This is a genomic window from Hymenobacter bucti (assembly GCF_042681145.1).
Lineage (GTDB): Bacteria > Bacteroidota > Bacteroidia > Cytophagales > Hymenobacteraceae > Hymenobacter > Hymenobacter bucti.
Map to the genome: position 1 here is coordinate 782,403 of NZ_JBHUFD010000018.1, position 25,702 is coordinate 808,104.

The window sequence follows — 25,702 nt, forward strand, 5'->3', positions numbered from 1 at the left end:
AGTATCCAACAAAGATACCGCCCCCTAGGGTGCCTCCCGGCGGCTAGTCCTCGCCGGGTGCCGCCGCGGCCGCGCCGCCCACGCGCCGCAGCACCTCCTTCGTGAAGTCGCGCTCGGCCTGGTAGAGCTGCGCGAGCTGGCGCAGGCTCAGTACTTTTTGGGCGCGCTCAAAGTAGTCTTTCTCCAGATTGAGCTGCTGCTGGCGCACGGCAAAATCCTGCGTGAAGTTCTCGCGCAGCTGCGCATCGCCCAGGTTTGGGTTTTCGGTTTCGCGCCGCAGTAGGCGGGCCGAGCGGTTGAGGTCGCGGCGCTTGGCAATAAACTCGTGATACGCGGGCCAGAAGCGCTGGGCTTGGTCCTGCGTGAGCACCACGCGGCCCGTAATAAAGGCGATGCGCGCATTATCGAGCTGATTCAGACGCCCGCCCGCGGGTTGGTTTAGCCGGCCGTGGGGGCGCACCTGCGCCTGCGCCGGCTGGCTAGCGGCCAGCAGCAGCAGGCAAAGTCCGCTAAAAATAGAAGAGCGTAACGTGTTCATAAATAGCAAGAAAATGGGGGCTAGAGCAGCGCGGCCTCGTCGATGGGCTGGGCGTCGAGGGCGTCGGTGAGCTCGGGGGCCGAAGGGTGCAGGTAGTGGGTGGTGATACCTAGGGGGCGGGCGGGCAGCTCGGCTAGGTCAGTCATATCGAGGCGGGCATCGCTGGCCAGGTAGTCCAGCAGTTCTTCCTGCGGCACGCCGTCGAGGCTAGCCGCCGTAGCGGCGCGCGGCGCGGCCCCGCCGCCCAGCCAGAGCGATGCCGCAAACGTGCCCAGCAAGAGTGCAGAAGCCAAGCCCGTGCGCACGTAGGCCGGCGCTTGACGCAGCCAATCTGGCAGCAGCGGCCGGCGGGCGGGCGCGGCCACCTGCGCCATTACGCGGGTGGGTAGCTGCTCGAAGTAGCCCGCGGGGGGCACGCTCAGCGGCTGCGACCCGCGACGCGGGTGCTGGTCAAGACGGAACGGGGTCATATAAACATATGATGAAAAAGCTAACCTAGGGTTTAATCAGCGTCAGAAGAATAACCCAGCGTGTCGGCGGCCGTCACATAGTCTTCGATTTTGCGCACCGCGTGGTGGTAGCTCGCCTTGAGGGCGCCCACGCTAGTGCCGGTGACCTCCGCCATCTGCTCGTAGGGCATCTCGTCGTAGTAGCGCAGGTTGAATACCAGGCGCTGCTTGTCGGGCAGGCGCAGGATGGCCTGCTGCAGCTTGAGCTCGATTTCATCGCCGGCCACGGCCGGGTCGGCCTCCAGCTTGGCTGCCAACTCGGCGCCTACGTCGTTGAGGGGCAGGAAAAACTTGCGCCGCTTGCTTTGTAAAAAGCCCAGGCACTCGTTGGTGGCGATGCGGTAAATCCAGGTGAAGAGGGCCGCATCCTGCCGAAAATTCTCTAGGTGCTTCCAGACTTTCACAAACACGTCCTGCGTGAGGTCGTCGGCATCGGCGTGGTCGATTACCATCTTGCGCACGTGCCAGTACACCCGCTGCTGGTACTTGCGCACGAGCTGGTTAAACGCCAGGTTGCGGCTGGCGGGGTCCTGAAATTTGAGGAGGATTTCGTGGTCTTCCAAGCGCGGAGTGGGGCAAGCGGGCTGGTTGGACGACGGAAACGGGCGCGGGTTTAATGCTGCCCTGACACTTTTCCAGCCGCTGCCTACCGCCCAAAAATCGCCAGCGAAGTCGTCTGGGCCGAGCGGATGGTGAAGTTGCGCACGTCGGTAAACTTGCTGCCGGTGCTGGTGGCGGTGCGAAACACCAGCCGGTAGGTGCCCGGCTGCAAAGCCAGGTTCACCTTGCTGCTGGTTTCGGGCAGGCTGGCCACCCAGGTTTGGGTATCGTCCGAATCGACCTGGTAAATGCTGCCGTGGCCCTTCAGGTCGCTGGTAATGTTGAGGGTGCCGGGGGCGGGGTAGGTGAGCGTGCTGGTCAGGCCCTGCCGCACGCTGATGCGCTGCACCGTGCGCGGCAGGGTCAGCAGCTCCACCTCGTAGTTGCCGGCCAGTAGCTTTTGCTTGGTGCCGAAGGGCAGGGCCACCACCGTGGCGCCCGCCGGGGTGCGCACCACCGCCTGCACCGGCCCGCCGTAGGGGTTGGGGCTAACGCCGGGGCCCTGCAGGGCCAGCGTGCCCTGCGGCGTCTTGTAGGTCAAGACGTTGGCCTTGCCGGGCTTGATGACGAGGTTGGCCTGGCGCACGGGCGGCAGGGTATTGATAACCAAATCGTAGCTCTGCAGGGCGTCGATGTCGAGCACGTCGGCCTTGCCCTGGCCGTCGCGGTAGTGCACGTAGTTGTACTCGGGCTGGTTTGTGACGTTGTTGGTAAACGTCATGTTCACGTTCGATTCCACGGCGCGGCCCGCTTCGTCGGTCAGGTTCACGGCCACCGTAGTTTTGGCCAAGGTTTGGGCGATTACGTCGTTGAGCACCGTTTTGAAGGTCTTGACTTCGGCCGCGTTGTAGTACCGACCTAGGCAGTCGAGCGCCTTGCCAAAGTCCTTCTGCGCCCCAATGCCAATGACGAAGGGCTTCAGAAAAATGCGCTTGCGCTGCAAAGCCAGCGACGTGGCGCAGGGGTCGCCCGCGCACGATTCCACCCCGTCGGTGATGAGCAGCAGCACGTTGCGCGACGTTTTGTCAATCGGAAAGTCATTGGCCGACTGCCCCAGCGAGTACGTGATGGGCGTATTGCCCTGGGCCTTTAGGGTCTTGAGCTTGGCCTTGATGGCGGCCGCGTTTTTGGGGGCGAAGGGCACTTCCAGGCGCGAGTCCTCGCAGTTTTGCTCGGAGTTGAGGCTCTGGTGGCCGTACACGCGCAGGCCCAGCTCCAGGTTGGGGTAGGCGTTGAGCGAGTCGGCCATTTTGGCCAGCAGGCGCTTGGCCACTTCCCAGCGCGGCTGGCCCTCCCAGGGCGCCATCATCGAGCCCGAGGCATCGAGCAGGAAAAGCAGGCGCGTGACCCTTGGCCGCTCGGGCGGCGCGTTCTGCGCCCGGGCGGCCGAGGCCGACAGTAGCAGCGCCAACGCACTGATGAATAACCAGAAGAAGCCGCGGGAGAGAAAGGTGGGGCGAGCGCGCGGCGCGGTGCAGAAAGCCAGGTGCATGGGCGCAAGGTAAGCAAAAACCCGGCTTGGCGCCGCGCTTATTTCAGCAATTGCGCAGCGTGCTCCTTGGTGTCGGGGCGCTTGATAACGCGGGTAATCACGCCGTTTTCGTCCAGCAAAAACGTGGTGCGCACGGTGCCCCAGTAGGTTTTGCCATAGTTTTTCTTTTCCTGCCACACGCCGTAGGCCTGCACGATGGCCTTGTCGGCATCGGCCACCAGCGGAAACCCTAGGTCGTACTTCTGGGCAAATTTGCCGTGTGAGGCCGCGTCGTCGGTGCTCACGCCCACCACCTTGATACCCTGAGCAGCTAGTTGGGCATCGTTGTCGCGCAGGTTGCAGGCCTGGGCGGTGCAGCCGGGCGTGTCGTCCTTGGGGTAGAAGTAGAGCGCTACTTTCTGGCCGCGCAGGCTACTCAGCGTGAATGGATTGCCGTGCTGGTCGGGAGCAGTGAAGTCGGGAGCGAGGGTGCCGGGTTCGGGAAGCATGTTGGGAGGGAATTAGAGGATTTATGGTCTGTCATGCTGAGCTTGTCGAAGCATCTCTGCCGCTTCGTCTAGATAGCCTAGTAACGAAGCGGCAGAGATGCTTCGACAAGCTCAGCATGACAGACGTCATTAGATGAAGTATTCAGTAGGATTACAACGTCAGCGGAATGACGCGCTCATTCCCCGCCTCGTCGGTTAGGCGCAGCTCGGCGGCGCCGTGCAGCGCCGGGGCATTGGGGTCGTTCGCAACCGTGAACAGCGTGCTGTTCTTGTGCTCGTAGCGCAGCAGCCGGAAGCGCCCGCCAATGAAAAGCCGGTACGACGCTAGCCCCGATAAGTCGTCGCCGACCTTGAACAGCAGCTGGCCGCCCGGCTTACCTAGGAGGCGGGCTTCGGGCGCCTTCGTGTCGGTGTAGAGGCGGTATTGGCCAAATACTTTGGTGTTGAACGACACCTGCTGGCCACTCTCGTCCCACTTGCCGCCCACGTAGGCCCGGCCGCCCTTGGCCGTGACGCTGTACACGGCCGTGCGCTCGCGGTCGGCGGGCGGGGTGGTGGTTTTGAGGGTGATGCGCAGCGGCAGGTAGAGCGGCGTAATGGCCGAGCCCACCACCCAGGTTTCGGGCGCGGCGGCCGTGGCGGGGCGGTAGGCGGTGCTCAGGTAGAGCGGCGCAAACAGCGTTTGCGGCCCAAAAATCAGGTTGAGGTGCGGTGTGGTGTAGCTGGTTTCCTGTCCGGCCGGAATCATCACCTGCCGGTCAAACCGCTTCGACACCTCCTCTAGGACCAGCGAATCGGGCAGGCCGGCGCGCAGGTCGTAGAGGTAGGTGGTTTCGCGGCCTTTGCGGTAGCTGGGGCGCAAAGCCAGCTCGCGGCCGCTGCGGCGCAGCACGAGGTTGGCCGGCACGTCGGCGGTGTCGAGCGGGGCGTTGGTGACCACGGCGCGCAGCAGGTTGCGCGTGATGTCGTAGCGCAGCAGCGGCTTGGCGGTGGTAGCAGTGGCTGGCGGGGGCGTTAGGGCGGCGTAGTCGGCTAGCGGCTCGCCGCGCAGCACCAGCCGCGCCGTGGCCTTGTTATCGTAGGCATCGGCCAGCTCGTACTCCACGGTGTAAACCTTACCCGGCTCCACGGTCAGCTTGCCCTGCCCTAGGCCGGGCGGCGTGTAGAACGGCAGGTCGTTGCCCTCATCCACCCACAGCTTTTGCAGCATGCGGCCCGCCTGAAAGTGGTAGGCGTAGTCCACGAAATTGTTGACCTGCCGCGAGCCGTTCGGAAACGGCACCGCGTCGATAACGTGCTGGTAGTGGGGCTGCCCGTTCACGCGCACCGTCACGCGCTGGATGCCGTTCTTGTTCCAGGCCTGGTCAAATCTATCGAAGCCTTGCAGCAATAGCCCCACCTGGCCCACGCAGGCCACGGTGTCGGGAAATACGGTGTTGGCGCCCGGCGCGGGCTGCGTCTTGGGCACCAGCAGCGCCCGCTCAAACTGCCCCCGCACCCGCGCCGTGATGGCCAGCGGCTCGACTGAAAGAGCTTGCAAAATGGGCCCTAGGTGGTCCTGAATCTCGGGGAAGCCGCCCCACTGCAGGGGGTTCAGCTGGCGGTCCTGGCCGTCGCGCACTTCCCAGTGCAGGTGCGGGCCGGCCGAGCCGCCGGTATTGCCCGACTTGGCCACAATGTCGCCGCGCTTGACCGGGAAGCGGCTCTTGTCAAAAAACAGCTCCAGCTCGTAGGTCTGCTTCTCGTACTGGCGCTGGCGCAGCTCCGTCAGCACGGGGTCCAGAAACTCGTTGAGGTGGCCATACACCGTCGTTAGTCCGTTGGAGTGCGTGATGTACAGCACGTTACCGTAGCCGAACGACGACTGCTTCAGCCGCGAGATGTAGCCATCGGCCGCCGCGTACACGGGCTTGTTGATGACGCTCGCCGTCTTGATGTCCAGCCCGCCGTGGAAGTGGTTGGGCCGCAGCTCGCCCATGCTGGCGGCCAGAAAATTTTGCTGGCCCGGCATGATGGGCAGCAAAAAGTAGCCCGGCGCTACCGCCACAGCCGAGGCCGCCGCCGTTGGCCTGATGGGGCCGCTCACCTTGCGGCTGGTGGTGTCGTCGCTGCCGTCGTCCTGGCCGTGTAGGGCGGTAGTAAGCAATAATAAGCCGCCTGCGGCCGACAGCGCAAGTCGGCGCATTAGTTTGGTAGTCAGCAAAATAAATAGTTGGTTTGGCAGGCCTGGGCTTGCCGTATTCCTGCTTAATTAATTAACCTAGGGCGCCGGGCGGGGGCAAGCCCCGCACCCTACCGCACGGCCACGTCCAGAATTTTCTCGTCTTCCAGGAAGCCCGCGAGCTGGTCGCCGGGTTGCACGGGGCCCACGCCGGCGGGCGTGCCCGTGAAGAGCAAGTCGCCCTGCTTGAGGGTGATGTAGCGCGAAACAAAACTGATAATCTTGGCAAACGGGTGCAGCATCAGGCCCGAATTGCCCTGCTGGCGCACCTCGCCGTTCACTTCGAGCCGGAAGTTGATGTTGCTAAAATCGGCAAACTCGGTGGCGGGCTTGAAGGTGGGCGAGAGCGGCGCCGAGCCGTCGAAGGCCTTGGCCAGCTCCCAGGGCAGGCCTTTTTTCTTGAGCTCGCTTTGCAGGTCGCGGGCCGTGAAATCGATACCTAGGCTGATGGCGTCGAAGTAGGTGTGGGCAAACTGCTCCTCGATGTGGCGGCCGTTTTTGCTGATGCGCAGCACCAGCTCCAGCTCGTAGTGCACATCAGTAGAGAAGTCGGGGTAGAAGAACGGCTGGCCGCGCTGGAGCAGCGCCGTTTCGGGCTTGAGGAAGATGACGGGCGCGGTGGGCGTTTCGTTTTGAAGCTCGGCAATGTGGTCGGCGTAGTTGCGGCCGATGCAAATGATTTTCATAAGGCGGGGCGAGTAGGGGTGGGGCGAAAGCAGAGAACGACGAAAAAGTTGGATAGTACGCAGAAAAGGCGGTTTTTTTCAAAAGGTGGCCGTTTCTTCGTACCAGTCGCTCGTTCGGGCGGGCTTCGTACCCAAAGCACAAAGTAAACATTCTCCCCGTCTGGTTGCGTATAGCTGCCAGCCGCGCCTTCGTAAAACTGGCCCTAAACTGGCTACCTAGGCGGCGCGCGGCACGCTATTCTGTCTTTTCCAAAACCTGACCCAGTATGTTGTTTAAAAAAGTTGCTACTGCCACGAGCTTACTCCTGTTAGCCGCCTGCACCACGGTGCCCATCACGGGCCGCCGCACGCTTAATTTGGTGTCGGACAGTGAGATGAATTCGCTGGCCGTAACGCAGTACAAAGAGACGCTCACTACGGCGAAGCTCTCGACCAACTCGGCCGATGTGGCGATGGTGCGGCGCGTGGGGCAGCGCATTCAGGCGGCCGTCGAAAAATATTTTCGCGACCAGGGCCAGAGCGACCAGCTAGCCGGCTACCAGTGGGAGTTTAACCTCATTCAGGACGATAAGATGGTGAACGCCTGGTGCATGCCCGGCGGCAAAGTGGCCGTGTACACGGGCATCCTGCCCATCACGCGCGACGAAACCGGGCTGGCTGTGGTAATGGGCCACGAAATAGCGCACGCCGTAGCCAAGCACGGCTCGGAGCGCATGAGCGACCAGATGCTGGCGCAGCTCGGCACCTCGGCCGTCTCGACGGCGCTCACCAAGAACCCGGCCGCTACCCAAAGCATTTTTGCCAGCGCCGTGGGCACCGGCACCCAGTTGGGCGGGCAGGTGCTGCTGCTCAAGTTCAGCCGCAACCAAGAAAGCGAGGCCGACCACCTAGGGCTCATTTTCATGGCCATGGCCGGCTACAACCCCGCGCAGGCCATCCCATTCTGGCAGCGCATGGCGGCCCAGAGTCAGGGTGGCACCCCCGAGTTCTTGTCGAGCCACCCCGCCGATGCCACCCGCATCGCCGATATAGAGCGCCTGCTGCCCGAAGCCCAGAAGTATTATAAGGCGCGGTAAGTGAGCCGGTTAGGCAGTTAAGTTATTAAAATATATAGTAAGCAGAATAATAACCCTTAGTAATCGTCCGTTCTTATCTCACTAAAGTCTATTTATCAGTATGTTACTTATGCGTGTTTTACCTCGTTTACTGGGCTTCGGGCTGCTGGGCCTGCTGGCGAGCCTGCTGATGCTAACCTCGTGCGAGGCCACGCGCACCCGCGAGCGCAGCGACCCCACCCGCGAGGCCCAGCGCCTCACCGATGAAGCCGCCGCCCGGGCCGCCCGCAGCCGCCAGATAGCCCAGGTAAACGAGGCCGGCCCGCCTACCTTCAAGATGGGGCAGGCGGTGCTGGCCGCCGCCTTCATCCGGCAGTTTGGCGATGGCACGGTGGTCGATAAGGTGCTGGTGCGCCCCTCGCCGAGCGCACCCAAGGAAAAAGCTACGTACTACCTCATTGGCCTAGGTCTGCGCGACGGTCACTACCGGGCCATGGCCCTGCCCCTGCGCGACACCGGCAACGGCGCCCTGCTGCTAACACCCGATGCCGAGCGCTACGTGCTGACGGGCAGCGGCTGCCCTACTTGCTTTTTCGATTTTGAGGGCAGCCGCATCATTGGGTCGTCATGCGGCGACAACTCGGGCGGCAACAGCTGCTCGTTTCAGATATTGAACGAGAACAATTTATTTCCCCTCCGATGAAACCCGCTACTAAATGGCTGCTGCGCCTCTCTCTCGCCGCCTTGGCCGTGCTGCTCGCCAACGACAGCGGCCGTCCCAAAGGCAAAAAGCCCGCTAGCTAGTGGGCTTTTTTAATGCGTTTCAGATTCAAAGGCGAAGCAAACCCGACCTAGGAACTAGGCTAGGCTCCGGGCTGGGTGGTGGCCCAGTGCACCGTAAACGTTGTGCCTTCGCCGAGAGTGCTGGCCACCTCTAGGTGCCCGCCACGGCTGGTTAAGATGCGCTGTACCAGGTACATGCCTACGCCGGCCCCCGGCACATGGGTGTGCTGCCGCGTAAAGGGGCGGAAGTCGGGGCTGTGCGACTGCGGCACGTCCATGCCCAGGCCATTGTCCTGCACCGACAGCACGGGCTGGCCATCGAGCAGGTAGCTGCGCACCCGAATGCGGGCGGGCCGCTCGGGGTGCGCAAACTTGAGCGCGTTGCTGATTAGGTTGTGCAGGATGGAGCGCAGGTTGGCGCGGCCGTAGTGCAGGGTGGGCGCCCCGTCCAGGTCAAACTCCAGCGTGGCGCCGGTTTGCTCGAACTGCGTGCGTAAACCCAGCAAAATCTCGTCGGTGATGCTGCGCAGGTCGAGGCGCTCGGCGGGGGCCGACAGGCCGCGCTGGTCCTGCACGGTGGCGGCCAGGTCCTTAATGGTAAGCTCGAGCTGGGCCAGCGCATCCTCCACCATGCGCAGCATGGGGCTGGCCTGCGGGTCATCGAAGGTGGCCACGCGGGAGAGCTCATCAAACAAGCCGCGCAGGTTCACGAGCGGCTGCCGCAGATCGTGCGAGGCGGTGTACACGAAGGTGTCGAGGTCGTGGTTGGTGCGGGCCAGCTCGTTGTACTGGGTTTGCAGCACTTCGCGCAGGCGGTGCTGGTCGTCGATGTCGGTGCAGGCCCCGAACCAGCGCAGGCCCTGCCCATCGGCCAGCTGCTGCGCCCGAATGATGTGCCAGCGGTACTGCCCATCGTGCCGCCGCATCCGAAATACACCTTCGAAGGGCTCGCCCGTGGCCATGCTGTGCACCCACTGGCGGGCGGCTTCGGCCTGCTCCCTGGGGGCCAGCAGGTTGACCCAGCCCGTGGGTCCCAGCTCGTCCTGGGTCAGGCCGGTGTACTCGCCGGTGTGGCGGTTGTAGTAGTCGATAAGCCCCTCGGCCGTGGCCGTCCAGATGAGCTCCGGAATGCTGTCGGCCAAGAAGCGCAGCTCGGCCTCGCCCCGGCGCAGGGCCTCGGTGAGCTCGCGCTGGTCGTGGATTTCGGTGAGCGCGCCGTGCCAGAACACGGGCTCGCCGGGCGTGTGCAGCTGCTCGGGCAGGGCGCGGCTCAGCAGCCAGCGGTACTGGCCATCGTGGCGGCGCAGGCGGTACTCGTAGCTCCAGCCGGTGCCGGCCGCGCGGGCCGCTTCCGACTGGTAGAGCACCCGCAGCCGGTCGTCGGGGTGGATGAGCAGCGGCCAGATGGCATCCACGGCGGCCGTGGGCGGCTGCCCCGTGTAGTAGTGCCACTGCGGGCTCACGTATTCGTAGTGCCCCTTGGCATCGAGCGTGAAGGTGATTTGGGGCACGGTTTCGGTGAGCACCCGCAGGCGGGTATCGAGGCGGCGGGTTTCAACGGCCAGCCGGTGCGCCTGCTGGCGGGCCTCTTCTTGGGCCGTGACATCGACCGCAAACAGCAGCAGGCCGGTAATGGCGTCGTCGGTTTCGTGGAAAGGCTCCAGGGTCAGGTCGTAGTAGCGGTTGGGCGAGCCGGCGCCCGGCAGCGCCAGGCAGTAGGCTTTGGCCGTAAACGGGCGCCCCGAGGCGTACACGCGCCGCATTACGTCGAGCAGGTCGGGGGCCAGAAAGCCGGGGTGCTGAGCCACGGGCGTGCCTTCCGGCGCCGGGCCGCCGAGCACCGTTTCCATGGCTTCGTTTACAAAGCCGTAGCGTAACTCGGGGCCTTGCAGCGTAGCCACGCCCGCCGGCATGTGGCGCAGAATAGTTTGTTCGGGGTGCTGGCGCATGAAGAAGATAAGGAAGTCCGGCCGCCAAGAGCATCCGTTGTGCGGAGGTATTGGCGGCCGGCGGGTGGCCCTAGGCCACCCTTAGGTCCGCCGTGGGCGCCGGGGCCTGCGGCGGGGTGGCGCCCCCAAAGGCAGCCAGGCGCACCAGGTCCAGGAGCATGGCGTCGGCAATGGTAAGCGAATTGGGGGGGGCGGGCACGTGGTGAGGCAGCAAAAAGCCCTGCAAGGTTTCGAACGCGGCGGGTTCGAGCGGGTGAAAAGCCATGGACCACTCGCTAAAGCTGCGCGCCGCAATGGGCTTGTCGATAAGCTTTTGCACGTGCGAGTGGCGGCCATCGCGTGAAATGCGCGCAAAGAGTGGCTCTACTACCTTAGACTCGCCCTCGAAAAGCTGCGCAATCCGGCCGTGGCTATAAAATAAAATACCCGTGATATTGTGCCGCGCATTATCGCGCCGGCACTGCGCTAGCAATTCCTGTAAGTCCTTATCGGTGAGCGGCCGCACCGCCCGGCTCATGTAAACAATATGATGCATAGGATATTAATAGAAAAGCAGCTACCCGGCCGTCAGATAAACTGAACCGGTTAGCTGCCCATCTACGCAAAAGTAACCTCCACGGTGCAACGCGAAGGTTATTTTTATTCCTAGTTAAATCTCAATTAGGAACCAGTGACCTCGGCGGCAAGGGCGCCTAGGTCCAGGCCATCGAAGGTGCCCGAGGTCATGAGTAGCAGGTTGGTCGAGGCCCACAGCTGCGCGTGCAGAAACGCGGCCAGCGCCTGGCTGTCGGTAAACACGCGCAGGTCGGGCCGCTGGAAGGCCTGCTGCACGGCCTCAGGGGCCAGCGGCGGCAGGCGCTTGTGTTCCAATACGTGCGGGTTGAAGTAGACCACCGCCACGTCGGGCGCGTCGAAGCAGTGCGCGTACTGCGGCAAAAAGTCGGGGTTGAGCGAGCTGAAGGTGTGCAGCTCGAGGCAGGCCACCAGCCGCCGCTCGGGAAACTGCTTTTTGAGCGCCTGGGCCGTGGCGCGCAGCTTGCTGGGCGCGTGGGCAAAGTCCTTGTACACCACCGACGTAGCGCCGGCCTGCACCAGCTCGAGGCGCCGCGCCGCGCCCTTAAAGCTGGCAATGGCCTGGTAGAAGTCCTTGCCCTTGATGCCCAGCTGCTTGCACACTTCCTTGGCCGCCGAGATGTTGCGCAGGTTGTGCTCGCCAAACACCTGGATGGGCACTTCTTCGTCCTTCTTGGTAATCAAAAACGTGCGCCCGTCGCGGATGACGTGCTCGTGCGGGCCATAGCCCACATAGGCCACGTCGGGGCTGGTGGGCACAGCCACGAGCTGGGTTTGCTCGTCGTCGCGGTCGTAGATGAGCACGCCAGCCTTGGGCGTTTGGCGGGCAAAAATCTCGAACTGCTGGCGGTAGATTTCCTCGGTCGGAAAGACGTTGATGTGGTCCCAGCTGATGCCCGAAATCACCCCGATGTGGTGCTGGTAGAGGTGAAACTTGGGCCGCCTATCCACTGGCGACGACAGGTACTCGTCGCCCTCGATAATGATAATTGGCGCGTCGTCGGTGAGCTGCACCATCAAATCGAAGCCCGCCAGTTGGGCGCCCACGGCGTAGTCGAACTTGCGATTGTGGAAGCGCAACACGTGGAGAATCAGCGCTGTAATGCTCGTTTTGCCGTGCGAGCCGCCGATAACCACGCGCTGCTTGTCCTTGCTGGCCTCGTAGATATACTCGGGGAAGGAGTAGATTTTGAGACCTAGGGCCTGCGCCCGCGCCAGCTCGGGGTTGTCGGGCCGGGCGTGCATACCCACAATCACGGCCGAGAGGCCCGCGTGAATTTTTTCGGGGAACCAGCCTTCGGCTTCGGGCAGCACGCCGGCGGCCCCTAGGCGGGTGCGGGCGGGCTCAAAAATCTCGTCGTCGGAGCCCGTGACGTGGGCGCCGCGCTGGTGCAGGGCCAGCGCCAGGTTGTGCATGATGCTGCCGCCGACGGCAATCAGGTGAATACTTTCCAAGGGAGGGGAAGGGCTATTTGCGGGGGGCGAAAGTACGGCCCGCCGCCGGTTGGGCCCGCGGCCCGGTAGCAGGATATACCACGAAAAAACTGAAAAAACCAGCTTTATTTTTCTGAGCTTGGCCGTTAAGTAGTTGCTCGTAAGTGTTGCAAGTATTGGATAGATTATAAGCAACCTGGGCATTGTAAGCTTTTCCCGAATGGGTTAGCTTTGTTAGTTCCGGCCCCTAGGTGCCGGGCTGCTGCTCAATATTTCTAAACTTCTATTGGGTGGAATTGAAACTGGCCATCCTGAACCATTAATGGCCGGCCGCCGCTCTGTTACCTTCCGCTTCCCGCTTCTCTCCACCAGCTATAATGAACGACCGTATGGACGACCGCCTCAAGCAATCCGCGGCCCGCGCCGCCGCCGCCTTCCAGGGCGTGCGCGGCACCCGCGTGCCCGTGCCCACGTCGCCCACCGGCAAGCTGCCCCCGCAGCGCCTCGAAATGGAGGCCGCCGTGCTCGGCGCGCTCATGCTGGAGAAAGATGCCCTCACTACGGTCGTGGATATTCTGAAGCCGGTGAGCTTCTACAAGGATGGCCACCAGCGCATCTACAAGGCCATCAGCAACTTGTTTGATAAGTCGGAGCCCATCGACCAGCTCACCGTGGTGCAGGAGTTGCGCGAGATGGGCGAGCTCGAAGCCGCCGGTGGCGTGGGCTACGTGGCCGGCCTGACCATGCACATCAACTCGGCGGCCAACATCGAGGCCCACGCCCGCGTGATTTTGGAGGCGGCCATTAAGCGCGAGCTCATTCGCACCGCCACCGACATCCTGCGCGACGCCTACGAGGAAACCACCGACGTATTTGAGCTGCTCGACGCCACCGAGAAAAACATCTTCCAGGTGTCGGAAGACAACATGCGCAAGGGTGTGGACTCGATGCAGGACCTGATGGTGAAGGCCATCAAGGAGCTCGAAGAAAAGAAACACCAGAAGGACGGCCTTACCGGCGTACCCACCGGGTTCACGGCCCTGGACCGCGTCACGAGCGGCTGGCAACCCTCTGACCTAGTGATTGTTGCGGCTCGGCCGGGCATGGGTAAAACTGCTTTCGTAGTGTCGGCCATGCGCAATGCGGCAGTCGATTTTAAGAAGCCGGTTGCCATTTTCTCGTTGGAAATGTCGTCGCTCCAGCTCGTCAATCGTCTGATTTCGGCCGAGGCGGAGCTGGATTCGGAGAAAATCAAGAAGGGCAATCTGGCTGATTACGAGTGGTCGCAGCTCAACCACAAGATTGCGTCGCTTTCCACGGCCCCGATTTTTATTGATGATACCCCGGCGCTCAGTATTCGGGAGCTGCGGGCCAAGTGCCGGCGCCTCAAGTCGCAGCACGATATTCAGCTCATTATCATCGACTACTTGCAGCTGATGAGTGGCAACGATGGGGGCAAGGGCGGCAACCGAGAGCAGGAAATCGCCAGCATCTCGCGGGCGCTCAAGGGTATAGCCAAGGAGCTCAACATCCCGGTTATTGCGCTTTCGCAGCTCTCGCGCTCGGTAGAGACGCGGGGTGGCGACAAGAAGCCCCAGCTGAGTGACCTGCGCGAATCGGGCTCTATCGAGCAGGATGCCGACATGGTTATCTTCCTGTACCGTCCTGAATACTACAAGATTACGGAAGACGAGATGGGTAACCCGACCCAGGGCATGGGCGAGGTCATTATTGCCAAGCACCGCAACGGCTCGCTCGAAACGGTGCAGCTCAAGTTTATCGGTAAGTTCACCAAGTTTGCTGACCTCGACGGCTTCGATGGGGGTGGGGATGGCGGCTTCGGCGGCGGGGGCTACACGCCCAACGCGCTGCCGGGCAGCAGCTTCGACAGCGAAGGGCCAGCGAACGGGGGCGGTGATGCCGCAGGCTTCGGCCAGCCGCAAACCATCCGCCTGGGTAGCCGCATGAACGATGCGCCGCCCTCGCCGGTGCCGTTTCCCAAGAGCAACAGCTTTGGCGAAGAGCCACCCTTCTAGGGCGGCCAGGCCGTTGCGCCGCGCGCTTGCCGTAGCTTTTGCCGGGTAGCGCACTTAGGTGAAAGGCGGTGGCGGCCGGAGGCTAGCCGTACTTTTGCGGACACTATGCCCGCTGCTGCCGTACTGCCCCTGCTTTGTTTTTTCGCTTTCTTAGCTGGCCTCATCGACGGCATGGTGGGCGGGGGCGGGCTCATTCAGCTGCCCGCGCTGCTATTGCTGCTGCCCGAGGTGCCGGTGCCCACGGTGCTGGGCACTGGCAAGGTGGCTAGCCTGGCGGGCACGCTGGCCTCGCTGGCGCGCTACCTGCGCGGCGCGGGCGCGGTGCCCATGCGCTGGCGCACGGTGGGCGTGGCAGCGGCGGTGGCGGGCTGCTTTGCGCTACTCGGCGCCCGCGCCGTGAGCGGCCTCGACAAAGACCTGGTGCGGCCGCTGGTGCTGGCCCTGCTAGTGCTAATGGCCGCCTACACCTTCTGGCGCAAAGACTTCGGGAGCCTGCACGCACCGCGGCTGCACGGCCGCCGCGAGCTGCTGACGGGCGTGGCCCTGGGGGCCGCCCTAGGGTTCTACGACGGGTTTTTTGGGCCGGGCACGGGCAGCCTGCTGCTGTTTGCGTTCGTGGGGCTGTTCGGCTACGACTTTCTGGCCGCCTCGGCCTCGGCCAAGGTGGTGAACGTGGCTACCAACCTCGCCGGGCTGGCGTACTTCATCTCGACGGGGCAGGTGCTCTACCACATTGCCTTGCCCATGGCGGCCTGCAATATGGTAGGCTCGAGCCTGGGCGCCCGGCTGGCGCTGCGGCGCGGCACAAGCTTCGTGCGGGTGTTGTTTCTGGTGGTAGTCAGCGGGTTTATCCTCAAGCTCGGCTGGGATATGTACCGGGGTTAGGTACGTGCTTGGAATCCCAATCTCCAGCTCATGCTCATCTGGCAGACGCATTTTTTGTAGGAGCACGCAGAAGTACTCCTAGGGTGGCTTTTGCAGGAAGATAGTGCAAAGAGGCCGGGCCCGAAGCTCAGCTTCAGACCCGGCCTCTTTGGGTACCTAGGGTGCGCTACAACGCCGGGCGGGGGCCAGCCCCATAACCTACGCCAGCGCAACGCGCGGCTGCCCTTTTTTCTTCGATTTGCGGGTGCGATTTAGCCACATGAGGGTGCCCGTGATGGGGAACGTGGCGCCCAGCAGCACGAAAACAAATGCCAGCACCTTGGTGGGCCAGCCGAAGATGGCGCCAGTATGAATGGGCTTGAAGAGCCCGCGAATGCGCTGGCCCACTGGCTTCTGGGCATAGGTCTGCTGGCGCAGCACTTGGCCCGAGTACTGGTCGAGGTACACGTCGTCGGTGGCGCGGTCGGTGATGGCGCCGGGGCGCAGCAGGCCCACCTGGATGCTGCCATCGGGCGCCTTGGGCAGCTGGAGCGAGTAGCTCGTGGCCTCGGGCGCCTGCTGGCGGGCTAGTGCCAGGGCGGCGTCGGCCCCGAAGGGGGCGGTGGGCCCGGTGGCGGGCAGCGTGGAGGTCGGCGGCTCGGGCCGCTGCTGGGGCGAATGGGTGAGCGTATTGATGCCCTTGCCCACCCAGTCGAAGGCCATGCCCATGCCCGTGAGCGTCATAATGAGCAAAAATACGGCACTGTAGAAGCCCAGCGCCGTGTGCCAATCGTAGTTGACGCGCTTCCAGCTGGCGTCCCACTTGATGCGCAGGCGCGAGCTTAGGGTCTGGCGCGCCGCCGGCCACCACAGCACCAGGCCGGTACCTAGGATGAAGACGAAGATGATGGAATTGATGCCCATCACCAGCTTGCCCACGCGGCCGGCCACCAGGCCCCGGTGAATTTCTTCGATGAAGTGGAAAAATGACTTGTGCGAATCGTACTCGTCGAGCACCGCCCCAGTGTAGGGGTTCAGGTACAGCGTGGGGCCGCGGTCGCCGCCCTTGCCGCCTTTGCCGGGGCCGGCTTGCGGGCCTTGGCGGCCAGTCTGGCCACGCTCGGCCCGGCCGGCGCCGCCGCGGTTTTCCGGGCTGCCTTGGCCGCGCTCGCCACGGCCCTCGCTACCTCGCTCGCTCTGGCCTTCGCCGCGATTTTCCCGGCCACCGGCTTGCTCACCGCGGCCTTCACCGCGGCCACCTAGGGCTTCGCCGCGCTGCTCACCTTGGGGGCCGCCGGGCCGGCCGGCGCCGGCCAGGTTCACTTCCACGGTGCGGGTGGGGTCGGCGTAGACCTTGAAGCCGGTGATTTTGGCCTTGGGCCGGGTGGCGCGCACGGCCTCGGTGAGCTGGGCCAGCGAGAGGCGCGGCGTGGTGGCGGCCGCCACAAAATAGCGCTCGCGGTGGAAGGCGTGCGTGAGCTCTTCCTCAAAAACTAGGATGCTGCCCGTGAGGCACACCACGACCAGAAACAGCCCCGAAACCAGCCCGAGGTACAAGTGTATGCGGCGGAAAAACAGCTTCATAGAGGTGCGGATAATTTTTAGCAAATAACCCACCGGGAAGCCCGGTGGGTCAAGAACCTAACGACAAACAAGTGAAATGTAGCGCCCGAGCGCCCCATCTGCCGCCCTAGAAGCGGTAGCCGACCGTGGTCAGGAACTGGCGGGGCGGGATGGGGTTAATGCTGTAGCGGTCGTGCACCAGGTAGTTGAGCGCGTTGGTGATGTTCGACACCTTGGCCAGAATCGAGAAGCGCTGGTAGGTGTAGCCCGCACTCAGGTCGAGGGTGGTGAAGCCGCTCAGCGAGATGAGGCGGCTGTAGTTGCCGGCCTGGCCCACGGTGTTGTTGTTGCCGCCCAGGCGCTGGCCGGTGTAGAAGGCCGAGGCGCCCACCTTGAGGCCGCGCAGGCCGGGCCGGTCGAAGGTGTAAAAAATCGAGGCGTTAGCCGTGTGGGCGGGATTGTTGATGAGGCGCTCGCCCTCGACCTGGCCACCCACCACGCCCGAGGTGTTGGTGTAGCGCATGAAGTTGTAGGCGTAGCCGGCGTTGAAGTAGAAGTTGGAGGAGAAGCTGCCGCTGAAGTCCACGTCCACGCCATCGCTGGTGGTTTCGCCGGTTAGCTCGCGGAAGTTGCTCGTGGTGCCGTTCACCAGCACGGGCTGGGCAAAGTTGCTGTTGCGGTAGCGGTACACGGCGGCGTTGGCGAAGATGCCGCTGTGCAGCAGCTCGCTCTTGATGCCGGCCTCGTACTGGTCTACGTGCGACGGGGCCAGCGGCGTGCCGCTCACATCAACCGAGCCCGCGTTGGTAATGAAGTTGTTAGCGTAGCTGGTGTAGATAGAAACGGTGGGAAGCGGCTGAAAAATCAGCGCGCCCTTGGGCGACCAAGCGCGGTCGGCCTTGTCGGCGGCGGTGCCCCGCGTTTCTACGCCGGTTTGGGTGTTCAGAATATTGGTTTGCAGTACGTTCTGGTACGAATAGCGCACGCCACCCAGCACCTTCAGCATGGGCACAATGGTAATCAAATCCTGCGCGTAGCCCCCGAAGCGGTAGGAGGACGCCGCCGTGTTCATCCCTGTGTTGTAGAAAATGCCGTCGGTGCGCTCCGCGTACTTCGCGCGGTCGATGATGTTGATTACGTCGTAGCGGTAGGCGCCGCCGGCCAGCGCCACGGCCGTGCCGTCGAGCTGCTGGTAGGTAAAGCCGGCCCCGGTGTTGGTCGTGATGCGCAGTGCGTCGCCGCCCACCAGCAGTTGGTGCGTGAGGGGGCCGGTTTCAAACTTGCCGTTCAGGTTTAGCTGGGCGTTGTAGTCGCGCTCGCTCGTGCGCACGGCGGCCAGGTTGCGCACCCAGTCACCGTTGGCGGCTATGGTGCCGTTGGGCACGGCCACGCCGAGGCCCCGCACGCGGGTGTCGGTGATGCCAGCGATGGCATTCACACGCCACTGGTCCGAAAAGCGGTGGTTGAGTACGGCCGAGGCGCTGGCCTGGTCGGTCACGTTGTAGGCCCACTTCGCGTTGATGAAGTTCGAGCGCGAAATGCCTTCGGGCAGGCGGGCTTCCTGGTTCTGATTAATGATGCCGATGCCGGCATCGGGCGTGATGTCGGAGCGCAGGTAGTCGCCCTGCACTAGCAAATCGGTTTTGTCGCTAAACTTGTAGAGCAGCGAGGGGTTCACGTACAGGCGCTTCGAGCGCACCACGTCGCGGAAGCTTTTGCTGTCTTCGTACGTGCCCACCACCCGGAACGCCAGGTTTTTGGTGATGGGCCCGTACAGGTCAACAATCGGCTTGTAGAAGCCGTAGCTGCCCGCCCGCATCTCGACCGAGCCGCCCCGCTCGAAGCGCGGCTTTTTAGTGACTGTGTTGATAATGAGGCCGCCCGATACGTTGCCGTAGAGCAGGGCCGAGGCTCCCTTCAGTACCTCCACCGACTCTAGGGTGCTGGCATCGGGAAAGCCCTGCGTATTAGCGAGCAGGCCATTTTTGAAGATGCTGCCGCCCGAGCCCGCAATGCCGATGCTGTAGCCGCGGGCCGAAAACGTCTCGGCCACCCCGCCGCGCTGCTGCGTCAAGGATACGCCGCTTACGTTGCGCAGGGCGTCGCCGAGGCGGTTTATTTGCTGGTCGGCAATCACGGTGCTCGTCACCACGCCGATGCTCTGGGGCAGGTCGAGGGGCGCGATATCGCTCTTGCTGGCCGTGGCCGGGCGGTTGATAACGTTGGAGCCTTTCACCTCAACCTCCTTCAGCTGCGCCGAGCTTTCGGTGAGCGCAAAGTCGGCGGTGGCCGTTTCGCCCGCGGCCAGCGTCACGGTTTGGCGCTGCGGCGGCACGCCCACCAGCGCCACTTGCAGCACGTGCGTGCCCGCCTCCACGCCCGTAATGGTGAAGGAGCCGTCCTCGGCCGTGGTGGTGCCCTTACCCAGCTTGGGTAGGCCCACGCTCACAAAAGCGGCCGGCTTGCCGTCGCTGGTGCGGATGATGCCGCGAATAGTGCCGTGGTGCCGCTGCGCGTGGCTAGGCGCTGCTTGTGCGGCGGGCGCCTGGGCCTGGGCAATGACGGGTAAAGCAGTGGCCGCTAGAAAAACCGGGAGTACAAGTTGGCGCATGCGCTTATTTAGAATCGTTCAACACAGACGCAAAGGTGCGCGCTGTTTAGAAGAATTCAAAATAGGTTTCGGCCCGCTTGAGCCGGCTACCACTGCCTAGGTATCGTTTTAGTTAATAAAATCAGTTTGTGAATAACTGAAATTCAAGAACTTGTTAAAAGGCAGAGCCAAGAGTAGTACCTTATTCCCCCTCTTTAAATAAATTCTAAATAGCATTTGAATTCGTAACTGCTTAGGTCGGTTTCCGGGCCAGAGCGAGGTAGGGGCGGGGCCAGCTCCGCACCCTACGCTACCGTGGCGTCTAGCTTGGCAAGTGGTCGTATTGGGCACCAAAAGCAGGAAAACTGGCACCTAGGCAGGTCGTACCCCAAAACAACCTCCTCCGCAGCCCTGTTGCTGGCAGCACTTTCCTATCTCATTTTTCGCTTACCATGAGCTCCCCCAATTCTCTCGTGCTGACCGCCGCCGACGGCACCCAGCTGCACGCCTACGTAGCCCGCCCCCAAGCCAGTGGCCCCGCGCCCGGCATCATTCTGTTTCAGGAAGCTTTCGGCGTGAACGGCCACATCCGCAACGTGGCCGACCGCCTGGCCGCGGCCGGCTACGTGGTAGTGGCCCCCGAGCTGTTTCACCGCTCGGCCGAGCCGGGCCTCGAAATTCCCTACGCCGAGTTTGCCACCCTGGCCATGCCGCACTACCAGGCCATCACGCCCGAGGGCCTGAACCAGGACATTCAGGCGGCCTACGACTGGCTGCAAGGCCAGGCCGACGTGCAAAAGGATAAAATCGGTAGCATCGGTTTCTGCCTAGGGGGCCAGGTATCGTTCCGGGCCAATGCGGTGCTGCCGCTGGCGGCGGCCGTGTCGTACTACGGCGGCGGCACCCACACCATTACCGACCTGGCCAAGGACCTGCACGCGCCGCACCTCTTCTTCTGGGGCGGCCTCGACGAGCACATCTCGAAGGACCAGGTAAAGCAGGTGGTAGACGCGGTAGATGCGGCCGGCAAGCCCTACATCAACACCGTGATTTCGTACGCCGACCACGGCTTCAACTGCGACGAGCGCCCCAGCTACAACAAAGACGCCGCGGCGGAAGCCTGGGCCCTCACGCTGGCTTTCTTTAAGGAGAAGCTCGGCGCGTAAAGCGCATTTCGCTCTGGTTTTAAAAACAGATAACGTGCTCGCCAGCAGCTTAGCCCAGGCCTAGCTGCTGGCGAGTTTGCGTTAGGTAGGCCGCCAGCCCGGGCGGCGCGGTGCCCAGGCGCTGCGCCCGCTCAAATAGCGGCAGCGCGGCCTGGTAGTCGCCCTGGTCAAAATGATAGATGCCTAGGTTGCGGTAGGCGTAGGCATTCTGATTGTCCAGCCGCAGGCTGTGCTCCATGTCAGCCCGGCCTTCGGCGCCCATCCCCAAGCGATGCAGGGCGAGCCCGCGGTTGTTGTAGGCATACGCCATGCTGGGCTGAAGCGCAATGGCCCGATTGAAATCTTGGAGGGCCAGCAGGTACTCGGCCAGCATGTTGTAGGCGTAGCCCCGGTTGTTGTAGATGGTGGCCGACGCAATGCCGTTTTCCAGTAAGTGCGTGTGCACCGTTACCGCGTGCTGGGGCTGGCCAAGGCAGAGGTGCAAATGGCCCCGCAGAAGCAGGTCGTCCATCCCAAATTCAGCAGAAAGCGTGTGCTGAAACCGCTGGCTGGCCGCAAGCGCCGCCTCGTAGGCTTGTTCCCGGTAGTGCGTCATCACCAGCAGCCGAAAGCTGGGGGCATTGGCCCGCCGCGCCAATTCCTGCTCGCAAAGTAGTACCAAATTGCCGGGGGATTTGGGATAAACGGGCACTTTAAAAAGCCACCACGCTAGCAGCCCAACGAACAAGGCCGCACCTGGATAAACCAAAATAGCCACGACGGGAAAGAAAAACGAATGACACTACCCACAAAGGTGCGGCTGGCCCGCCGGTCTACGCAACCTTTCGGGGCTAATTGCCATACAGCATAGCATGAAACCCACTCCTCGCACTTCTTCCTGGCTCTGGGCCGCCGGCTTCGGCCTGGCCGCCCTCGCTACTACTGTTTGGCGCAATCGCCGGGGCTCGTACGAGCTCGCGGGCCGCACCGTACTCATCACCGGGGGCTCGCGGGGACTGGGCCTGGTGTTGGCGCGCCGCGCTGCCGCCGAGGGCGCCCGCGTGGCTATCTGCGCCCGCGATGAGCAGGAGCTCGCCCGCGCCCGCCAGGACTTGCTCGCGTGCGGCGGCACCGAAGCTACGGTGCTCGCCCTCTCGCGCGACCTCACCGATGCCAACGACGTGCGCACGCTGGTGGAGGAGGTCGAAAGCCGCCTAGGTCCCATTGATGTGCTCGTCAACAACGCGGGCATCATCATCGGCGGCCCGCTCGAAAACATGGATACCCGCGATTTTGAGGACGCCATGAACACGCACTTCTGGGCGCCGTTTCACGCCATGCAGGCCGTGCTGCCCGGCATGCGGCAGCGCGGCGAGGGGCGCATCATCAATATTTCGTCCCTAGGTGGCAAGGTGGCCATTCCGCACCTCACGGCGTACAGCGCCAGCAAGTTTGCCCTGGTGGGGCTGTCCGAAGGCTTCCGGGCCGAGCTGAGCCAGTACGGCATCTACGTGACTACGGTGTGCCCCGGCTTGCTGCGCACGGGCAGCCCCGGCCACGCCGAAATAAAGGGTCAGCACGAAAAAGAATACGCCTGGTTTAGCATCGCCGACGCGCTGCCGGGCTTCACCATGAGCGCCGAGCAGGCCGCTCGCCGCATCTGGAACGCCACCCGCCGCGGCGATGGCGAGCTCATTCTGTCGCTGCCAGCCAAGCTGCTGGCCGCCTTCCACGGCGTGCTGCCCGGCACCACCGTCGATGTGCTGGCCTGGGTCAACCGCGCCCTGCCCGCCACCGGCGAAAGCCCGGCCGCCAACGAGCGCCGCGCCGGCTACGACAGCGAATCGCCGCTCACGCGCTCCTTCCTGACTACCCTCAACAAGCAGGAAGCCCGTCGCAACAACGAGTAGCTGTACCGTGGGCTCGCCGGGTCCGCGGCACGGTTAAAAAGCAAAAGCCCCGCGCACAACCGTGCGCGGGGCTTTTAGCTTATAAGGCGGCTACTCGCTGTCGGGGCGCCCTAGGCCGGGCGGGGGAGTGCCCTGCGCCCCCTGGCTTGTCGGAATACCCATTTTCTCCTCGCGCTTGCGCTGGTAGCGGGTAAACTGGGCCGGCGTCAACACATCCTTCAACTGCTCGAGGCGCGCCAGGCCGATGTCTTCGATGTAGCCGCGCAGCTTGCCGGGGTCTTGGCGAAAGCGCTGGCGGGCGGCCTCCACATTGCGCACCGAGTTGGTATTGATAGCGCGGACCTTTTCCACCTGGGCGGGCGTCAGGCCCAGGGCCGGGGTCATGTTGGCGGTGAGGGCGTTGGCACGGTCTTCCACGGTAGTAGTAACAGCACCAGCAGCGGGCTGCGGCTTGCGGGCCGCCGAGGCTACCTGAGCACTCGCCAGCGAGGCGCCAGCCAGCAAAGGCAATACGAAAAGAATAAAACGCTTGGAAAGCATAGGGGTAGAGGTAGGAAAAACAAGAAGCGGCATGCGGGCCGATAATTTCAGGTGAAGCAACGCCAGGTATTGCCATTTTGGTGCCGAAACGGGTGGGGTAGCCACCATAAAAAAAAGGCCGCTGACGAGCAGCGGCCTTTTTTGGAAGCAACAAGCAGCGTGGGCTACTTGATGGTAAACGTGCTGCCGCTTGATACCGTGCCGTCGGCGGCGAGCGAAGCGGGCTTCAGCGTAATGGTGTACGTGCCAGCGGTGGTTATTTTGAGGTTGTCACCGGCTTGCTTCAGGGCGCCAGCCGAGCCAGCGCTACCTAGGTTAGCAGCCCAGGCGCCGCCGTAACGAAATTTATACTCATCCGCGACGAAGGGGCCGGTGTAAGTGTAGGCATTCTGGGCGCAGTCGTAAGTCATTACCACATCGGTGTTCCAGCCCTTGGCCGCGGCGCCGATGATGGACCAGGCTTGGTTGGCCGCTGGCTGCGCGCAGTAGACCGTGGCTGTGAGGGGCAGCGTAGCCGAATACAGTGGTGAATTGGTAGCGTAAACCGCCTTCACGCGAATATCGAGCGGCGTGGCCGTGCCCACGGGCAGGCCCCCAGCCAGTAGCGCCGAGTTGAGGTCACTCACGGTCATGGTCTTGGTCGGACCAGACCCTAGGTCAATGGACGAAACAACACTGGCGAAGTTGGTTCCCTGCTTGGCGGCTTGCAGCGTGTAGGTGGTAGCCGGGTTGTAGGGCTTGTCCACGTTGGCCCAGGCATAGGTGAGCGGGGTAAATGTGAACGTGGCCGCCGTATTGCTGGCGTTGGCCTGCGTCAGCACCACGTTGGTGGTCGAGGCCGTGAGGGCCACCGAGTTGGTAGGGGTGAGGGTGGCTTGCACCTCGTCTTTTTTGCAAGCCGACAAGCTAATGGCGGCTAGCGCCACAAAGCCGGCAGCCGTTTGGGTAATCCAGGTTTTCATGGAAGTATAAATGCGGGTGGGGAAAAAGGGATTAATGACGCAGCTTTTTGCTGAGGCCGAAACTCCGTAGCAAGCTAAAGAATTCCGGCGCTCAACAAAATACTAGGTCGCTTAATAGCCAGGGTTTTGCTTGCCTTGCAGGTTGGGGTTAGCCACGATGTCCGTGTTCGGAATCGGGAACAGGGCCCGGGTAGCATCCACGTCGCGGCCGCTGTTCACACCGCCCTTCAAAGCCCAGTTGTAGCCGCTGGTGTAGCGGCCAAAGCGGATGAGGTCGGTGCGGCGGTGGCCTTCCCAGTACAGCTCGCGGGCGCGCTCGTCGAGGATGTCATTCAGCCCCACGGCCGACAAGTTGGCCGAACCCGAGCGGCGGCGCACTTCGTTGACTTGGTCGAGGGCCGAGCCGGCAGTGCCGCCCGTGCCGCCACGCAGCACTGCTTCGGCATACATCAGCTTCACGTCGGCGAGGCGGAACATGGGGAAGTCGGTGTCGGGGAAGTCACCGGCAGCGTCCGAGCCCTTCACGCCGGCCGAGGTCACGTTCTTGTACTTCGGCAGCAGGTAGCCGTTGCTCACAGCCGTGAGCGTATCCACGTTCAGGCGCTGGCCCGAGGTGTAGAGAATGCTGCGGCGCGCATCGGTGGTGCTGGTAGTAGGGCTGGTGAGCAGCGCCGTGAACTGCTGGCGGGCCCGGAAGCCGCCCCAGCCCGAATTGATGCCGCTGGCGGCCGGCGAGAGCGTGCCGCCCACGGCGGCGTGTACTAGGTACGTCATGCCGCCGTAGCCCCGCGTGCGGGTGCCGTCAAAAGCAATCGGGAAAATGATTTCGTTGCGGGCGTCGCTTGTGTTGTTATCAGCCAAGAACAGCTTCTGGTAAGCTGAGTAAGTGGCCGAAGGCGTGGTGCAGAGCTGGTAGTTGGCCGCCAGCACTTTGTTGGCATACGTCACGGCGTCGTTGTAGCGGGCCGTGCCTGTGTACACTTGCGCGTTCAGGTACAGCTTGGCGAGCAGCGTCCAGCACACCGCCTGGTCGGCGCGAGCATACACGCCCTTGGGGGCAAGCAGGCCGCCGTTGGTAGCGTCGGTGCCATCGAGGGCTTTCAGCTCCGACTCCACGTAGGCAAATATTTCGGCGCGGGTCTTGTACTGGGGTAGGGTGCCCAGCACGTCGGTTTCGGTGGCAAACGGGCCGCCGCCGAACAGGTCCACGATGTGCCAGTAGCTCATGGCGCGCAGCAAGCGAGCTTCCGAGCGGTACTGCTTCACGGTGGTGGCGGTAGCGCCCGTGATGCCGCGGCTGGCCAGGTTACCATCGGTGGTCTGGCGAATGAACTCGTTGCAGAGGCCGATTTGGTAATAGATACGGTCGTAGGCGCCGCGCACAAACTCGTTGTCCGCATTCCAGGTCATGGTGTTGATGGCGGGCAGGTTACCGTCGTTCCAGCCGAGCACGGCCTCATCGGTCGTGACCTCTTGCAGCTGCCAGTACACCCGGATGTAGTTGGAGAAGCCTTCGTCGATGCCCGAAATATCGGGTGCGCCGGCCGGGCCGGTCTGACCGCTCACCGCGTAAGTGGCGTAGAGGCGGGCCAGCACCTGCTGAATCTGGGCGGGGTCGCTGTACACTACCTCGGCATTGGCCGAGTAGCTAGGTACCTGGTCGAGGTCCTTGGTGCAGCCCGAGGACAGGGCAGTTAACCCAGCGGCCAACGCCAGCATCCCGAGCGTGCGAGTGAATTTAGTTTGCATATTACGATGGGTGGG

Annotated in this window: 22 protein-coding genes; 6 read left to right on the top strand and 16 right to left on the bottom strand. The window is 63.2% G+C overall.

The window, feature by feature from the left end; translation table 11 throughout:
- Nucleotides 1-43: 43 nt before the first annotated feature.
- The 7 genes from ACFSDX_RS22345 to ACFSDX_RS22375 form a co-directional block, all read right to left on the bottom strand.
- Complete coding sequence (locus ACFSDX_RS22345) at nt 44-538, bottom strand: hypothetical protein (protein ID WP_382317655.1); 495 nt, start codon at nt 536-538, stop codon at nt 44-46.
- Between the two features lie 20 nt (nt 539-558).
- The gene (locus ACFSDX_RS22350) at nt 559-1,008 is read right to left on the bottom strand and encodes a hypothetical protein (RefSeq protein WP_382317657.1); all 450 of its coding nucleotides are present in this window, start codon (nt 1,006-1,008) and stop codon (nt 559-561) included.
- Between the two features lie 32 nt (nt 1,009-1,040).
- The gene (locus ACFSDX_RS22355) at nt 1,041-1,610 is read right to left on the bottom strand and encodes an RNA polymerase sigma factor (RefSeq protein ID WP_382317659.1); all 570 of its coding nucleotides are present in this window, start codon (nt 1,608-1,610) and stop codon (nt 1,041-1,043) included.
- An 83-nt stretch (nt 1,611-1,693) separates the two neighbouring features.
- Complete coding sequence (locus ACFSDX_RS22360) at nt 1,694-3,139, bottom strand: vWA domain-containing protein (RefSeq protein ID WP_382317661.1); 1,446 nt, start codon at nt 3,137-3,139, stop codon at nt 1,694-1,696.
- Between the two features lie 38 nt (nt 3,140-3,177).
- A complete protein-coding gene (gene bcp / locus ACFSDX_RS22365; protein WP_382317663.1) occupies nt 3,178-3,627 on the bottom strand; it encodes a thioredoxin-dependent thiol peroxidase in 450 nt (149 codons plus the stop codon).
- A gap of 151 nt (nt 3,628-3,778) precedes the next feature.
- The gene (locus ACFSDX_RS22370; protein WP_382317665.1) at nt 3,779-5,773 is read right to left on the bottom strand and encodes a M23 family metallopeptidase; all 1,995 of its coding nucleotides are present in this window, start codon (nt 5,771-5,773) and stop codon (nt 3,779-3,781) included.
- A 146-nt stretch (nt 5,774-5,919) separates the two neighbouring features.
- On the bottom strand, nt 5,920-6,534 hold the full coding sequence (locus ACFSDX_RS22375; RefSeq protein WP_382317667.1) for a fumarylacetoacetate hydrolase family protein: 615 nt from the start codon (nt 6,532-6,534) through the stop codon (nt 5,920-5,922).
- Nucleotides 6,535-6,800: 266 nt separating this feature from the next.
- Between ACFSDX_RS22375 and ACFSDX_RS22380 the strand changes: the two genes are divergently transcribed.
- Together ACFSDX_RS22380 and ACFSDX_RS22385 are read left to right on the top strand one after the other, a co-directional pair.
- Nucleotides 6,801-7,610, top strand: coding sequence for a M48 family metallopeptidase (locus tag ACFSDX_RS22380; RefSeq protein ID WP_382317669.1), 810 nt, complete (start codon nt 6,801-6,803; stop codon nt 7,608-7,610).
- 109 nt (nt 7,611-7,719) lie between these two features.
- Nucleotides 7,720-8,292 carry a hypothetical protein gene (locus ACFSDX_RS22385; RefSeq protein WP_382317671.1) on the top strand — a complete coding sequence of 191 codons (573 nt, stop codon included), beginning with the start codon at nt 7,720-7,722 and terminating at the stop codon, nt 8,290-8,292.
- A 160-nt stretch (nt 8,293-8,452) separates the two neighbouring features.
- On the opposite strand, the gene ACFSDX_RS22390 is transcribed toward ACFSDX_RS22385, so the two are convergent.
- The 3 genes from ACFSDX_RS22390 to ACFSDX_RS22400 form a co-directional block, all read right to left on the bottom strand.
- Nucleotides 8,453-10,321, bottom strand: coding sequence for a PAS domain-containing protein (locus ACFSDX_RS22390; RefSeq protein WP_382317673.1), 1,869 nt, complete (start codon nt 10,319-10,321; stop codon nt 8,453-8,455).
- A 70-nt stretch (nt 10,322-10,391) separates the two neighbouring features.
- Complete coding sequence (locus tag ACFSDX_RS22395; RefSeq protein WP_382317675.1) at nt 10,392-10,856, bottom strand: BLUF domain-containing protein; 465 nt, start codon at nt 10,854-10,856, stop codon at nt 10,392-10,394.
- A gap of 125 nt (nt 10,857-10,981) precedes the next feature.
- Nucleotides 10,982-12,349, bottom strand: a complete 1,368-nt coding sequence (locus ACFSDX_RS22400; RefSeq protein WP_382317677.1) for a UDP-N-acetylmuramate--L-alanine ligase — start codon at nt 12,347-12,349, stop codon at nt 10,982-10,984.
- 353 nt (nt 12,350-12,702) lie between these two features.
- Between ACFSDX_RS22400 and dnaB the strand changes: the two genes are divergently transcribed.
- Both dnaB and ACFSDX_RS22410 read left to right on the top strand, forming a co-directional pair.
- Nucleotides 12,703-14,364, top strand: coding sequence for a replicative DNA helicase (gene dnaB, locus ACFSDX_RS22405; RefSeq protein WP_382318221.1), 1,662 nt, complete (start codon nt 12,703-12,705; stop codon nt 14,362-14,364).
- Nucleotides 14,365-14,469: 105 nt separating this feature from the next.
- Nucleotides 14,470-15,249, top strand: a complete 780-nt coding sequence (locus tag ACFSDX_RS22410; RefSeq protein WP_382317678.1) for a sulfite exporter TauE/SafE family protein — start codon at nt 14,470-14,472, stop codon at nt 15,247-15,249.
- Nucleotides 15,250-15,447: 198 nt separating this feature from the next.
- On the opposite strand, the gene ACFSDX_RS22415 is transcribed toward ACFSDX_RS22410, so the two are convergent.
- Nucleotides 15,448-16,812, bottom strand: a complete 1,365-nt coding sequence (locus ACFSDX_RS22415) for a PepSY-associated TM helix domain-containing protein (RefSeq protein WP_382317680.1) — start codon at nt 16,810-16,812, stop codon at nt 15,448-15,450.
- 106 nt (nt 16,813-16,918) lie between these two features.
- Complete coding sequence (locus ACFSDX_RS22420; RefSeq protein WP_382317682.1) at nt 16,919-19,402, bottom strand: TonB-dependent siderophore receptor; 2,484 nt, start codon at nt 19,400-19,402, stop codon at nt 16,919-16,921.
- A gap of 431 nt (nt 19,403-19,833) precedes the next feature.
- Here ACFSDX_RS22420 and ACFSDX_RS22425 point away from each other — a divergent pair, with 431 nt between their 5' ends.
- Nucleotides 19,834-20,547 carry a dienelactone hydrolase family protein gene (locus ACFSDX_RS22425; protein ID WP_382317684.1) on the top strand — a complete coding sequence of 238 codons (714 nt, stop codon included), beginning with the start codon at nt 19,834-19,836 and terminating at the stop codon, nt 20,545-20,547.
- 49 nt (nt 20,548-20,596) lie between these two features.
- Here ACFSDX_RS22425 and ACFSDX_RS22430 read toward each other — a convergent pair whose 3' ends face one another.
- Complete coding sequence (locus ACFSDX_RS22430) at nt 20,597-21,304, bottom strand: tetratricopeptide repeat protein (protein ID WP_382317686.1); 708 nt, start codon at nt 21,302-21,304, stop codon at nt 20,597-20,599.
- Nucleotides 21,305-21,398: 94 nt separating this feature from the next.
- Here ACFSDX_RS22430 and ACFSDX_RS22435 point away from each other — a divergent pair, with 94 nt between their 5' ends.
- The gene (locus tag ACFSDX_RS22435) at nt 21,399-22,436 is read left to right on the top strand and encodes an SDR family NAD(P)-dependent oxidoreductase (protein WP_382317687.1); all 1,038 of its coding nucleotides are present in this window, start codon (nt 21,399-21,401) and stop codon (nt 22,434-22,436) included.
- A 90-nt stretch (nt 22,437-22,526) separates the two neighbouring features.
- Here ACFSDX_RS22435 and ACFSDX_RS22440 read toward each other — a convergent pair whose 3' ends face one another.
- The 3 genes from ACFSDX_RS22440 to ACFSDX_RS22450 all read right to left on the bottom strand — a co-directional run bounded on the left by ACFSDX_RS22440 (nt 22,527) and on the right by ACFSDX_RS22450 (nt 25,687).
- The gene (locus tag ACFSDX_RS22440) at nt 22,527-22,976 is read right to left on the bottom strand and encodes a hypothetical protein (protein WP_382317688.1); all 450 of its coding nucleotides are present in this window, start codon (nt 22,974-22,976) and stop codon (nt 22,527-22,529) included.
- A gap of 164 nt (nt 22,977-23,140) precedes the next feature.
- Entirely contained in the window at nt 23,141-23,938 is a 798-nt protein-coding gene (locus tag ACFSDX_RS22445; RefSeq protein WP_382317690.1) for a SusE domain-containing protein, read from the bottom strand.
- Between the two features lie 111 nt (nt 23,939-24,049).
- On the bottom strand, nt 24,050-25,687 hold the full coding sequence (locus ACFSDX_RS22450; protein WP_382317692.1) for a RagB/SusD family nutrient uptake outer membrane protein: 1,638 nt from the start codon (nt 25,685-25,687) through the stop codon (nt 24,050-24,052).
- Nucleotides 25,688-25,702 lie beyond the last annotated feature (15 nt).